This is a genomic window from Candidatus Contendobacter odensis Run_B_J11 (assembly GCF_000531125.1).
In the GTDB taxonomy this organism is placed as follows: Bacteria; Pseudomonadota; Gammaproteobacteria; order Competibacterales; family Competibacteraceae; genus Contendibacter; species Contendibacter odensensis.
Map to the genome: position 1 here is coordinate 16,346 of NZ_CBTK010000018.1, position 12,293 is coordinate 28,638.

The following is a 12,293-nucleotide window of genomic DNA, read 5'->3' on the forward strand; positions in this document are numbered from 1 at the left end:
ATTTTAATCTTCATCTTCATCGTCATCATCCAAAGCGACCTTGCGCTGCGGGATGGTCTTGGGGTCAACCATAATTGGAGTATAAATCTCCACCCGATCACCCTCACTCAATAGCGTGCTGACTTTGGCAATTTTGCCGTAGATGCCAATCTTGTTCTTCTTGAGGTTTACTTCCGGGCAACGCGCCAGAATGCCGGAGCATTCAATAGCGTGTTGTACCGTACTGCCTTCCGGCACCTCCAGATTCAGCAGAATTTGTTGCCGCATATCGGCGTAAACCACTCCAACGTGCATCGTCATTTTCCTCGCGTGTGCAACTAGAGATAAAAGTCGTTGCTCTACTTCAAGCAGCGGACATCTGACCGTCCGGTGCAACAGCGGTCGCTGATTTTTTACGAGCAAGGGCCTGATCCAGAATCCGTTTACCCGCCAGCAAAAAACCGAGTACCAGAAATCCACCTGGCGGCAATAACATCAGCAAAAAGCCTTTGTAATCGTGGATCAATGTGGTTTCCAAGAAGGCGAAGCCTTGACCGAGCAGCAGCGAAGCACCGGCAAACAAGGTGGCGCTGCCCAGAATTTCCCGACAGCCCCCGATCAACACCAGCGCCAGGGTGAATCCCAGCCCCATCATCAAGCCATCCAGCGCCGACGCCGCCACCGGCTGGCGAGAGGCGAAAGCTTCCGCTCGACCGAGTACCGCGCAATTGACCACGATCAGCGGGATAAACAGGCCGAGAACCTTATACAGTTCATGCAGCCAGGCATTAATCGCCATATCTGCCATGGTTACCAACGACGCGATCAGTAGCACATAAACCGGAATTCGCACTTCCGGAGTGATATAGGCGCGCAGAGCGGAAATAGTGATGTTCGACAACAACAATACACCGGTGGTGGCGAACCCCATGCCCAGGCCGTTGGTCGCGGTCGTGGTCACCGCCATCAGCGGGCACAGCGCCAGCATCTGGGTAAATACGACATTGTTGCGCCACAGTCCGTCGCCGATGATGTCGCGGTACAGGTTGTTGCTCATATTCGACTCCTATTGGACCGCTTGAGTGATTGCAGACGGCTCACTGAGTAATTGCGCCCGGTTCGCGGCAAAAAATTCCAGGCCACCCTTGACTGCTTTCACTACCGCACGCGGGGTAATGGTCGCGCCGGTGAACTGGTCAAATATTCCGCCATCCTTTTTGACGCCCCAACGTTCCGGCGGCGGGTCGCCCAGTGAACGACCATCGAAACTCAGAATCCAGTCGGATCGCTTGCGCTCAATCTTGTCGCCTAAACCTGGAGTTTCGGCGTGACTGGTCACCCGCACCCCGAGCACTTTGCCATCGCGATCCACGCCCATGATGATGAACATGGTGGTGCTACCGTAACCACTGGCGGTGACCTGATAGCACACCGCCTGCACCTGCCCGGCGCGGCGCGCCTGATAAACGATGACCTCGCGCTCGCCATCGCGCAGGGTCACCGTGTCTTTGGTCAGTGTGTTGTCATGCAAATCTGCCGGAATCACCTGTTCCAGAGTCACCTGTAAATCTTCAAGCCGGCGCTGATCAATGGCGGAACGGGTCAGATAATCAGAGCCGCTAATGAGCGCACCGGTCAGCAGCGCCACTGCGCCCAGCAGCACCGTATGGTAGTAGGGACGCTCGCGCCAGCGCTGCCAGTTTTCCGGAGACAGCAGACTCATCACGCTCATCGGGTTTCTTCCTTCGGCTTGGCGAGTACCGGTTTTGGCTGCCCGCTCCAGGTGCGGCCATAGGCACGGGGGCGGATGTAGTGATCGATGATCGGGGTCATCGCGTTCATCAGCACCACCGCAAAGGCGACGCCTTCTGGATAGCCGCCCCAAGTGCGGATGACATAGATCAGCAGGCCGCAACCGGCGCCAAATACGATTTGTCCCAGCGGCGCAGTCGGTGAAGTCACCGGATCGGTAGCAATGAAAAAGGCGCCCATGATCAGGCTACCCGACAGCAGATGCAGCAGCGGATCGGTGAAGCGTTGCGGATCGGCGAGGTGAAACCCGCCCGCCAACAGCATTACGGTTGCCAGCATCGCCGCCGGGATGTGCCAGGTAATCACCCGTTTCCACAGCAGCCAGCCGCCGCCGAGCGCCAGCAGCACCGCGCCGGTTTCACCCAGGCTCCCCCCGGTAGCGCCCAGCGCATCAGTGACCGGGTGATAATGGTTGCTCAAAATCTGGCTGAGCGGATGCGACAGGCTAAGTTCGGTGCGAATATTGCCAAGCAGAGTCGCTCCGCTCACTGCGTCGATGTTGGGGATCCCGTGAAAAGTGATCGCCAATCCCTCCCAAAAACTGGGAGACTGGCTGAAAAACAGCGGGTGCGGTTCCAGCCACAGCGTCATTTCCACTGGAAACGACACCAGCAACATCACCCGCGCCAGCATTGCCGGATTAAACAGATTCTGGCCGATGCCGCCGAACACCTGCTTGCCGATCACAATGGCGAACAGCCCGCCGATTACGCCGATCCACCACGGCGCCCACGGTGGCAACGACAGCGCCAGCAATACCCCGGTCATTAGCGCCGAACTGTCGCGCAGCCCAACCTGAATCGGCTTTTTAGCCAGCCACAGGCACAGCGCCTCACCAGCCAATCCGCTCAGTACGGTAATGACCAGCAGATTGAGCGCGGGCCAGCCGAACAAGCCGATGCCGTAGAGGATCGCCGGCAGCAGCGCCCACAGCACCGCACGCATCAGCACCGGTACGCTGTCAGGCGCGTGAAGATGGGGCGCGCTGGGCAACAGGTTGCTCATGCTGGAGTTCCCGCGCCGGATTTTTGCTTCTCGGCGCGACGCCGGGCGGCGGCTTCCAGCTTGGCGCGTTCCTGCCGATCCAGTCGCGCCTGCCGCTCGGCCATCAGCCGACGGGCGGTTTCAGCCCGCTGATCAGCCTGTTCACGGGCAGCCAGCGCGCCTCGGGCGTAATCGAAATACTGCACTAACGGAATGTGGGACGGACAGGCATAGGCGCAGGAACCGCAACTCATGCAGTCATCCAGCCCAAACGCCATCGCCCCATCGGGGTCATCATGATGAGCGCGCTTCGCCATTTCCAGTGGCAACAGCCCCATCGGACAGACGCTGGCGCAGCGTCCGCAGCGAATGCAGGCGGTGGTTTCCGGCAGACCAGCGATCTCGGCGGCGGTTAATGCCAGCAACCCGTTAGCGCCCTTGACCAAGGGGATCTGAGCATTGGGCATCGGCTGGCCCATCATCGGCCCGCCCATCAGCAAGCGGGCAATAGCCGCCGAATCAACCCCGCAGAAGCGCAGCATGTCCTCCGCCAATGCACCAATCGGCGCTTCCAGATTTTGTGGTTCGGCCACTGCGCCGCCAGTCACGGTCACGATCCGGCTGATCAGCGGCCGTCCTTCCCGCAGGGCGCGATGCACGGCATAGGCGGTGCCGACGTTATGCACCAGCAACCCGGTGACGGTGCTGCGACCCTCGGCGGGCACTTCCAGTCCGGTGAGCAGTTGGATCAACTGGCTGGCCGAACCGGCGGGATAGCGGCTGGGGATAACCACCACTTCCACCGACAACGGTTGATCGCTCACCGCCTCACAGGCGGCTTGCAACTGTGCCGCCGCTTCCGGCTTGTTGTCTTCAATGGCGATGACTGCCCGCTGAGCCTGGATCGCGTGCAACATGATCCGCGCCCCGTCCACAATTGCAGCGGAGCGCTCGCGCATCAGCCGGTCATCGCAGGTCATGTACGGCTCGCATTCGGCACCATTTAACACCAGGGTATGCACTTCGGCTTTGCGCGCCATCCCGAGCTTGACCGCCGACGGAAAATTGGCTCCGCCCATGCCGACGATACCGGCGTCGCCGATCAGGCGGGCGACTTCAGCCGGCTCCAGGGTGAAGGGGTCAGGCAGTGGACCGAGTTCCAGCTTGCGATCCTCGCCATCGGGTTCCAAGGTAATGGTCGGCAGCGGCAACCCTGAGGGATGGGGCGCATTGAAATCGCCAATCGCGATTATGGTGCCGGAGGTCGGGGCGTGAACTGGCGCGGATACTGAACCTTGCGCTTTAGCCAGCAACTCGCCTTGCAACACTTTTTGTCCAACCGTGACCACCGGCAACGCTGACTTGCCGCGATGCTGTTGCAAGGGCAGGTAGAGCCGCTCCGGGAACGGCATGATCTGGATCGGGCGCTCGGCACTGAGGTGTTTGTGGCCGGGAGGATGAACCCCGCCGCGAAAATCGAAGAGTTTCATCGGATCACACTCCTGCCAGTAGCGGTTTGGGCCAATGCCACTGCTGGATACTCACCGCCAGCGGGCGCAATTGCAGACTTTCAGTCGGGCACACCGGCAAACATTTGCCACAGCCGGTACACGCCTCATGTAAAACGTGATGCAGTTGCTTGGACGCGCCGACAATGGCGTCGGTAGGACAATGGCTGCCGCAATGAGCGCAGCCAATGCACAGTTTTTCGTCCACCCAAGCCAGCAGCGGCGGTCCCGACGCCGCCTCCAGCGATACCCCCAGTTTTGCCGCCAATTGCTGCGCCAGCCCTGGCCCGCCCGGCGGACACAGATTCGCGGTAACCGCCAACCGGCCTTCGGTGAGCGCCTCAGCCGCGCCCGCGCAACCGGGCAGACCGCATTGGCCGCAATTCACCCCAGGCAACAGCGCGGTGATTTCATCGCGCAAGGGATTACCGGCCACCTGGAAATAACGTCCGGCAAAAGTCAACAGCATGCCTAATACCAATCCCAGCACAGTCAGGCTCGTGGTCGCGATCATTTCAAGATTCTCCTCTCACTCACTTCACCGGCAACCCGGCAAATCCCATGAACGCCAGCGCCAGTAGCCCGGCGGTGATAAATGCTATCGGCACTCCGGTAAAGGCGGCGGGCACACTGGACAAAGCCAAACGCTCGCGCAGTCCAGCGAACATCATCAGCACCAAGGTGAAACCCAGCGCGGATCCAAAGCCATACAGCAAACTGCTGAGAAAATCGTGGCCTTGCTGAACATTCAGCAGCGCCATGCCGAACACCGCGCAATTGGTAGTAATCAGCGGCAGGTAGATGCCAAGGGTTCGATAAAGCACTGGACTCACCTTTTGAATGAACATCTCGGTGAATTGCACCAGCGCGGCGATCACCAGAATGAAGGCAAGGATGCGCAAATAAACGATATCCAGAGGAACCAGGATGTAATGCTCCAGCAGCCAACTGGCCGCGACCGCCAGAGTCAGCACGAAGGTGGTCGCCATCCCCATCCCCAGCGCCGAATCCAGCTTGTTGGACACGCCCATAAATGGGCACAGACCCAGGAAGCGGGTGAGGATTACGTTATTAACCAGCGTCGCCGCCAGCAGAATGAACAGGTATTCACGCATGATTGCCGCCGTGGTTATGTTTCGCGGTCTCTATTACAGTAATCGCGCCAATCACTGGGTACTGAAAATTTCGCTATTAAATCAATCGATTGTAGCAATAAGCTGTTGCTGGCCTGGTTGTACGCTTTGCGACAGGCTCGTATCGGGAAAAGGGTACACTGTCGGAAATGCCACAAGGCGAGCGCCAGAATGCGAGTGAAACGACCGTGCAGAGTCACCCGCTTTAATGGTCATAAACTTGCATTGTTCAAAACTGCGTCCCAGCACCGCTGGCCGGTTGCGTAGAAGGAATCCAGGATGACCCGAAATAAGCGTCGACCCTCGCCCGAATCAGTTTTGGCCACTCCGGGTGACCTTGCCTTGTCCGCCGAGACCCTGCCCTCCGGCTTATCCGCCCGGATGATCGAAGAATTACCGGTGGCGATTTGCTTGACCGATCAAACCGCCACGCTGATCTATGTCAACCCCGCCTTCACTGCCGTCACTGGTTATAGCGCTGACGAGGTGGTAGGGCGCAAGGTGTCGCTGTTGGCTGACACCAGCACTCCGCGCCAAGTGTACGAACAGATGTGGGGGCAACTGAACCGTGGGCACTCCTGGACCGGGTTGCTGGCCAACCGTTGCAAGCAGGGCCTGGTGTATCTGGCGGAACTGACCGTCGCGCCGTTGCAAGACCCGGTGACCGGTTGCCATTATTTTCTGGGCATTCACCGCGATGTCAGCGGCCTGCATCGGCTGGAACAGCAGGTGCGTAATCAAAAGACCCTGATCGAGTCCATGGTGGACGCCGCGCCAACGGCCATCGCGCTGTTGGACGAAACCGGCAAGGTGATCCTCGACAACCACGAGTACAAGAAACTGGTCGGTGATTTGCGCGGGCGTGAACCGGCGACCGAGTTTCTGCGCACGCTGCGTGAGAACATGGATGATTCCTTCCAAAGTGACTATCAATCCGGCAAGAGCTTCCACGACCGGGAACTGAGCGTCGATCCCGGCAATCGCGGCCTGCCGCGCTGGTTTTCCTGTTCCGGGATCTGGTTCCGCGAGCAGAACGGCAGCGCCGATGCCTTCTTCAAACCGGTGCGCCAAGCCTATCTGCTGCTGGTCATCGTCGAGATCACCAATCTCAAGCGGCAGCAGGAGGCGGTGGCGATGAATGGGATGCGCGCTCTGCTGGCCGAGCAGGAACGGGTGCGCAGCATGCGTGAAACTTTGGACGCGGCGATTTTTCAGATGCAAGCACCGCTGAATCTGATTGCCGCCGCCTATGACCTGCTGGAGCGACGCAGTCCCGCAGCGGGCGGCGATATGGCGGCATTACGCGGGGTGCTGCGCCAGGCGGTCAGCGCCGGGCGGGAAGCGCTCGCCAAGTTGCAGTCCTCGCTGCCGGAAGTGCCGCCTGAAGCGCCAATGCCGGTGAATATCAACCAACTGCTGCGCGAAGTGCTGGAACTCTGCACCCCACGCCTGCTGGCCGGCGGCATGGTGGTGGACTGGCGGCCTACCGCGATGTTGCCCGCGCTGATCGGGCGTGAAGGCCGGTTGCGAGCGCTGTTCAAGCAATTGGTGGACAACGCAATAGATGCGATGGAAGACAACCGCATTAAGGTACGCGAACTGCGTATCACCACCCTGCGGCAGGGTGAGGAAGACATCCTGGTCACTATTGAGGACAGCGGGCCGGGGATTCCACCCGAACTGCGCTTCAAGATTTTTGAGCCGTTCTTCAGTACTCGTGGCGCGCAGAAACGCACCGGGCTGGGATTGGCACTGGCCCAGGAGGTTGTCAACGAACATCGCGGCATGATCTGTGTCGATCCCGATTGTGACCACGGTTGTCGGTTGCGGGTGTTATTGCCGGTCAAATCTCACGATGGATGTTGAAAAGACGGGCGCTGGAGTCAGTCGCCCCGAACTGCTGGACATCGAACTGGCGGCCTTGTACCAGGTTAGCCAGGTGCTGAGTCGTCCGCTCGACTTGCGGGAAACCCTGCATCGCGTGCTGCGTGTGCTGCACGAACGGGCCGGAATGCAGTGCGGCATGGTGTCGCTGCTGGACCCGAGCGGCGAACTGCTGGTCAGCGCAGTCCACGGTCAAGACTCCGCCCGGACCCATCCGGTTCGCTACCAGCCGGGTGAAGGCATCGTCGGACTGATTCTGCAAAGTGGCGAGCCGGTGGTGCTGGGTCGCATCGCCGATGAGCCGCGCTTTCTTGATCGACTACAACTCTATGATCTGGAACTGCCGTTTATTGGGGTTCCGATCCGGGGCGATCCCGGCGAGCATGTCGGCGTGCTGGCGGCGCAACCGGCGACCACCAGCGTCGAATGGCTGGCTGAGCAAGCGCGCTTTCTGGAGATGGTCGCCAACCTCATCGCCGGTAGTGTGCGCTACGCCGGGGAAGTGGAGCGGGAACGCCGGGCGTTGACCGCTGAACGTGACAACCTGCGCCAGCAGGTGCGCGGCCAGTTTGGCTTCGACGACATCGTCGGCCATAGCCAGCCGATGCAGCGGGTGTTCGAGCAGGTGCGGCAGGTGGCAAAGTGGAACACCACGGTGCTGGTTCGGGGCGACTCGGGCACCGGCAAGGAGTTGATTGCCAGCGCCATTCATTACAACTCTCCCCGCGCCAGTGGCCCGATGATCAAGCTCAACTGTGCTGCCCTGCCGGATAATCTGCTGGAATCAGAGCTATTCGGCCATGAGAAGGGCGCATTTACCGGCGCGATCAATCAGCGCAAGGGCCGCTTTGAACAGGCGCACGGCGGCACCCTGTTTCTGGACGAGATCGGCGACATTTCCCCGGCGTTTCAGGTGCGGTTGCTGCGAGTGTTACAAGAGGGCGAACTGGAGCGCGTCGGCAGCAGCCAGACCTTGCGGGTCGATGTGCGAATCATCGCCGCCACCAACCGCGATTTGGAACTGGCGGTAGAGAGCGGCGAATTTCGCGAGGATTTGTATTACCGGCTGAACGTGATGCCGATCTTCATGCCGGCCTTGCGACAACGCCCGGAAGATATTCCCGATCTGGCGCGGTTTCTAGTGGAAAAACTGGCCCGCCTGCAAAACCGGCCCCTGCGGATCAGCGATAGCGCAATTCGCCTGCTGATGCGTCATCACTGGCCGGGTAACGTGCGCGAGTTGGAAAATTGCCTGGAACGTGGCGCGATCATGAGCGAGAACGGGGTCATCGATCAGGATTCCATTGAACTGACCGGGCTGGGCGTGACGGGGGGAAATACCACGCCCGTTGCACCAGTGGAGAAAGTTGCTCTGGACGATCCCGATATGGATGAACGCGAGCGGGTCATCGGTGCGCTGGAACAAGCCGGTTGGGTGCAGGCCAAAGCCGCCCGGCTGCTGGGGATGACGCCACGTCAGATCGCCTATCGGGTGCAGATTCTCAACATCAAGATGCGGCGGCTGTGATCGGGGATAGTGCGTCGAACATGGATAGGTACGAACGCCGCAAATCATGGCAACCGAAGCGACCACCGCTCTGCCGGCCACCCCTCTTTCAGAACCACTGACCCTGCCGGCAAACGTTGAATTCTGACCTGGTGCAGTTCAACCCGTGAACAGCCGGGCAATCCGCTGCTGAATCGCCGCCGCCGCCGCCTGGGGATCGGGGGCCTGGCGGATGGGCCGACCCACCACGATGTAATCGGCGCCGTTCAGGAATGCATCTTCAACATCCATGGTGCGCTTCTGGTCGTCCGCTGGACGGTTCAACACCGGACGGATGCCGGGGGTGATGATCAACAGCCTGTCGCCCAAATGCGCTCGCAGTTCAGCAGCTTCCAGACCCGAGGAGATCACGCCCCGGCAGCCAATCTCCAGCGCCCGCCGCGCCCGTGATAGCACCAGCGCCTTGGGGTTACAGGCGAAGCCCAGATCGTCGAGGTCGGCCTGATCCAGGCTGGTGAGCGCGGTAACGGCCAGGATACCGAGTTCATCACCGCTTTCCCGCGCTGCGTCCACCGCCGCCCGCAATATAGCGTCGTTGCCGTGTACGGTGGTGAAGGTCGCGCCATACGACTTGAGTTGACGCACGGCGGAACGCACGGTTTCAGGCACGTCGAAGAACTTCAGATCGACGAACACCTTTTTGTCGCGGGCGCGCAGCCACTCGATCAACTCGAAATAACCGCCGGCCATGAACAGCTCCAGACCGATCTTGTAGAAGCTCACCGCATCGCCCAGGGTCTCGACCAGTTGTCGGGCTATCGTTGGACTCGGCACGTCCAGGGCGAAAATCAGCCGTTCGGTTGGGAGGATGGATTTGCTGGAAAGAAAAGGTTGGTCGATCATGGAATTACTCGGACACTCCAACGGCTTCGGCGGCTTCCAGAACCTTGGCATTAGGCTTTTTATCGCAGTAGGCCACTAGATCGGCGCTGAACTTTTCCAGATTCTTCCAGCTCAGCACGGTATCGCCGGAAACGCCGCTCAAATAGCCGTCAATCCACATCAAAACCACGCCGGCGTCCTCGGCGGAGCTTTTGGAAAGATCCTGCATGAATTCGTGGCAGGTGATGGCGCCAAAGTCAATATTTTGCGTCTGAGCTTTCTTGGCGGCGACCGGCACCGACGCGAGCAGGCTGATGGAGAGAAATAATGTGGCTACAACGAATGAATGCTTCATGGAATTCTCCAGTGGGTTGAGCAATTGGGCGAATAGCAGGGACATGACAATAGGCGCGATCAGGTTGGAATGACGTTAAAATGATAGCATGACGACTTATTGTCCTACATATCGAGGTGGATGATGACTACGCGAACTCTACGCAGTTTTTGGCGATTTGCGACTGGGCTGACTGTGGTATTAGGGCTGGGTTTGAACGGCAGCGGTTGGGCGGCGGAAACCGCACTGGATCGTTATGTAGCCAAGCCGGACTCAAACTATGCCTTCACCCATTACCATACCCAACGCGGCGTGGGCTATACCGCCTATTTTCTCGAAATGACCTCGCAACAGTGGCGTTCCCCCCATGAAGTGGACCGTACCCTTTGGAGCCATCAGATCGCGTTGGTTATTCCGCTCTTTGGGCTGGACAGCAGTGATACGGCGATTCTGTTGATCGACGGCGGCAGTAACGGCGGCGCCCTAATGACCGAAGTGGAACCGGTGGTTGGAGCAGCGGCGATAGCGACGGGCGCGGTGATCGCCGTAGTGCGGCAAATACCCAATCAGCCGCTGTACTTTAGCGATGAATCGGGACGCGGGCGGAAGGAAGATGAAATTCTCGCCTACAGCCTGGACAAGGCGCTGGATACCGGCGACATGGAGTGGGCGGTGCATCTGGCGATGACTAAAGCCGCAGTTCGCGCCATGGACACGGTACAGATCTTCGCGGCCAGCAAGGGCAAAAACATTAAGGATTTTCTGGTGCTGGGCGGTTCCAAGCGCGGCTGGACGACCTGGCTGACTGCGGCGGTGGACCAACGGGTTAAGGCCATCGTGCCCGCCTCGATTGACATGCTCAATCTCGGTCAGCAATTCATTCATCACTGGGAAGCGTATGGATTCTTCGCACCGGCGCTGAAAGATTATGTGGAATTCGATCTGCCCTGTCGGGTGCAAACGCCGCAGGGGAAAGCACTATTGCAGGTCGTAGATCCTTACAGCTACCGCAACCGCTACACCACGTTGCCCAAGCTAATCCTTAATGCCACCGGCGATCAATTTTTTATCACCGACTCCTCGCGGTTCTACTATGCCGACCTGCCTGACCCTAAGTGGTTGCGTTACACACCCAACACCGATCATAAGCAGGGTGAAGATACGATTATCAATGCGCTGTCGTGGATGGACGACATCCTGGATCACAAAACCAGTCCTCAGATCCCTTGGACGCTGGAGGAAAATGGAGCGCTCCGGGTGTCGCCTACCACCCCGCCCAAACAGGTGCGGCTCTGGCAGGCAACCAATTCCAGCGCCCGCGATTTTCGGCTGGAGGCGATTGGTCCGGTCTGGACCAGCCAGGTTTTGCAACCGAATGCTGATGGTAGCTATGTGGGTATCGTGCAAGCACCGGCTACGGGTTGGACCGCATTTCTCATCGAAGTCACCTTCGCCACTGCGGGAGTGATCGAACCCGATCAGGTCTATACCACCGGCGTACAAATCACGCCCGACACCCTGCCGTATGCTGGAACAGCCTGTGGCGGCAAGCTTGAAAACAAGGATGCGCCCGGTTCATATCGCAATGGAATATGGCCCCTGGATGCCAACAGCAATGGGCGCTGGGATGGTTGCCAACAGGACGGCGGTCAAGACCTTTGTCTCGGCTTCGGCCTTGCCGGCGATACCCCGGTCGCTGGCGACTGGAGCGGAACCGGGAAAACAGCGGTCGGGATATTCCGTAACGGCAGTTGGTTCCTGGATGCCAACCGTAACGGGCGCTGGGAGGGCTGCCAACAGGACGGCGGTCAAGACCTTTGTCTCGGCTTCGGCCTCGCTGGCGATGTGCCGGTCGCCGGCGACTGGAGCGGAACCGGGAAAACAGCGGTCGGAATCTTCCGTAACGGCCGTTGGTTCCTGGATGCCAACAGCAACGGGCGCTGGGATGGGTGCCAACAGGACGGCGGTCAAGACCTTTGCCTGGACTTCGGCCTCGCTGGCGATGTGCCGGTCGCCGGCGACTGGAGCGGTACCGGGAAAACAGCGGTCGGGATATTTCGTAACGGCCGTTGGTTCCTGGATGCCAATAGCAATGGGCGTTGGGACGGCTGCCAGCAGGATGGCGGTCAAGACCTTTGCCTCGACTTCGGCCTTGCTGGCGATATGCCGGTTGCTGGCGACTGGAGCGGTACCGGGAAAACAGCGGTTGGGATATTTCGTAACGGCCGTTGGTTCCTGGATGCCAATAGCAATGGGCGTTGGGACGGCTG

12 protein-coding genes are annotated in these 12,293 nt (G+C 59.5%); 3 read left to right on the forward strand and 9 right to left on the reverse strand.

Annotation, left to right across the window (positions count from 1 at the left end; all coding sequences use genetic code 11):
* Nucleotides 1–3: 3 nt before the first annotated feature.
* Genes BN874_RS01125 through rsxA form a run of 7 tightly spaced genes read right to left on the reverse strand, consistent with a single transcriptional unit; the run spans nucleotide 4 to nucleotide 5,398 of the window.
* Nucleotides 4–294 carry an RnfH family protein gene (locus BN874_RS01125; protein WP_034430324.1) on the reverse strand — a complete coding sequence of 97 codons (291 nt, stop codon included), beginning with the start codon at nucleotides 292–294 and terminating at the stop codon, nucleotides 4–6.
* 49 nt (nucleotides 295–343) lie between these two features.
* The gene (locus tag BN874_RS01130) at nucleotides 344–1,036 is read right to left on the reverse strand and encodes an electron transport complex subunit E (protein WP_034430325.1); all 693 of its coding nucleotides are present in this window, start codon (nucleotides 1,034–1,036) and stop codon (nucleotides 344–346) included.
* Between the two features lie 9 nt (nucleotides 1,037–1,045).
* On the reverse strand, nucleotides 1,046–1,711 hold the full coding sequence (gene rsxG / locus BN874_RS01135; RefSeq protein WP_320411437.1) for an electron transport complex subunit RsxG: 666 nt from the start codon (nucleotides 1,709–1,711) through the stop codon (nucleotides 1,046–1,048).
* Nucleotides 1,708–2,796 carry an RnfABCDGE type electron transport complex subunit D gene (locus BN874_RS01140; RefSeq protein WP_034430326.1) on the reverse strand — a complete coding sequence of 363 codons (1,089 nt, stop codon included), beginning with the start codon at nucleotides 2,794–2,796 and terminating at the stop codon, nucleotides 1,708–1,710. The genes rsxG and BN874_RS01140 overlap by 4 nt, the downstream gene beginning before the upstream one ends.
* Nucleotides 2,793–4,265, reverse strand: coding sequence for an electron transport complex subunit RsxC (gene rsxC, locus BN874_RS01145; RefSeq protein ID WP_034430328.1), 1,473 nt, complete (start codon nucleotides 4,263–4,265; stop codon nucleotides 2,793–2,795). The genes BN874_RS01140 and rsxC overlap by 4 nt, the downstream gene beginning before the upstream one ends.
* Nucleotides 4,266–4,269: 4 nt before the next feature.
* The gene (locus tag BN874_RS01150) at nucleotides 4,270–4,797 is read right to left on the reverse strand and encodes an RnfABCDGE type electron transport complex subunit B (RefSeq protein ID WP_034430330.1); all 528 of its coding nucleotides are present in this window, start codon (nucleotides 4,795–4,797) and stop codon (nucleotides 4,270–4,272) included.
* Nucleotides 4,798–4,816: 19 nt separating this feature from the next.
* Nucleotides 4,817–5,398, reverse strand: coding sequence for an electron transport complex subunit RsxA (gene rsxA / locus BN874_RS01155; RefSeq protein ID WP_034430331.1), 582 nt, complete (start codon nucleotides 5,396–5,398; stop codon nucleotides 4,817–4,819).
* Nucleotides 5,399–5,695: 297 nt separating this feature from the next.
* Here rsxA and nifL point away from each other — a divergent pair, with 297 nt between their 5' ends.
* Complete coding sequence (gene nifL / locus BN874_RS01160) at nucleotides 5,696–7,282, forward strand: nitrogen fixation negative regulator NifL (protein ID WP_051497278.1); 1,587 nt, start codon at nucleotides 5,696–5,698, stop codon at nucleotides 7,280–7,282.
* Nucleotides 7,272–8,828: a nif-specific transcriptional activator NifA gene (gene nifA / locus BN874_RS01165; protein WP_034430333.1), complete on the forward strand. Its 1,557-nt coding sequence runs from the start codon at nucleotides 7,272–7,274 to the stop codon at nucleotides 8,826–8,828. The genes nifL and nifA overlap by 11 nt, the downstream gene beginning before the upstream one ends.
* Before the next feature lie 138 nt (nucleotides 8,829–8,966).
* Here the strand turns inward: nifA and pyrF are convergent, their stop codons facing one another.
* Together pyrF and BN874_RS01175 are read right to left on the reverse strand one after the other, a co-directional pair.
* On the reverse strand, nucleotides 8,967–9,710 hold the full coding sequence (pyrF, locus tag BN874_RS01170; RefSeq protein ID WP_034430334.1) for an orotidine-5'-phosphate decarboxylase: 744 nt from the start codon (nucleotides 9,708–9,710) through the stop codon (nucleotides 8,967–8,969).
* A gap of 4 nt (nucleotides 9,711–9,714) precedes the next feature.
* A complete protein-coding gene (locus BN874_RS01175; RefSeq protein ID WP_034430335.1) occupies nucleotides 9,715–10,044 on the reverse strand; it encodes an HdeA/HdeB family chaperone in 330 nt (109 codons plus the stop codon).
* Nucleotides 10,045–10,167: 123 nt separating this feature from the next.
* On the opposite strand from BN874_RS01175, the gene BN874_RS01180 reads away from it, so the two are divergent.
* Nucleotides 10,168–12,293: PhoPQ-activated pathogenicity-related family protein (locus BN874_RS01180; RefSeq protein ID WP_051497279.1), on the forward strand; the 2,126-nt coding region annotated here is incomplete at its 3' end.

Bases quoted from the DNA above. Each gene is read 5' to 3' on its own strand.
- BN874_RS01125 (WP_034430324.1), bottom strand. From the start codon at position 294: ATGCACGTTGGAGTGGTTTACGCCGATATGCGGCAACAAATTCTGCTG.
- BN874_RS01130 (WP_034430325.1), bottom strand. From the start codon at position 1,036: ATGAGCAACAACCTGTACCGCGACATCATCGGCGACGGACTGTGGCGC.
- rsxG (WP_320411437.1), bottom strand. From the start codon at position 1,711: ATGAGCGTGATGAGTCTGCTGTCTCCGGAAAACTGGCAGCGCTGGCGC.
- BN874_RS01140 (WP_034430326.1), bottom strand. From the start codon at position 2,796: ATGAGCAACCTGTTGCCCAGCGCGCCCCATCTTCACGCGCCTGACAGC.
- rsxC (WP_034430328.1), bottom strand. From the start codon at position 4,265: ATGAAACTCTTCGATTTTCGCGGCGGGGTTCATCCTCCCGGCCACAAA.
- BN874_RS01150 (WP_034430330.1), bottom strand. From the start codon at position 4,797: ATGATCGCGACCACGAGCCTGACTGTGCTGGGATTGGTATTAGGCATG.
- rsxA (WP_034430331.1), bottom strand. From the start codon at position 5,398: ATGCGTGAATACCTGTTCATTCTGCTGGCGGCGACGCTGGTTAATAAC.
- nifL (WP_051497278.1), top strand. From the start codon at position 5,696: ATGACCCGAAATAAGCGTCGACCCTCGCCCGAATCAGTTTTGGCCACT.
- nifA (WP_034430333.1), top strand. From the start codon at position 7,272: ATGGATGTTGAAAAGACGGGCGCTGGAGTCAGTCGCCCCGAACTGCTG.
- pyrF (WP_034430334.1), bottom strand. From the start codon at position 9,710: ATGATCGACCAACCTTTTCTTTCCAGCAAATCCATCCTCCCAACCGAA.
- BN874_RS01175 (WP_034430335.1), bottom strand. From the start codon at position 10,044: ATGAAGCATTCATTCGTTGTAGCCACATTATTTCTCTCCATCAGCCTG.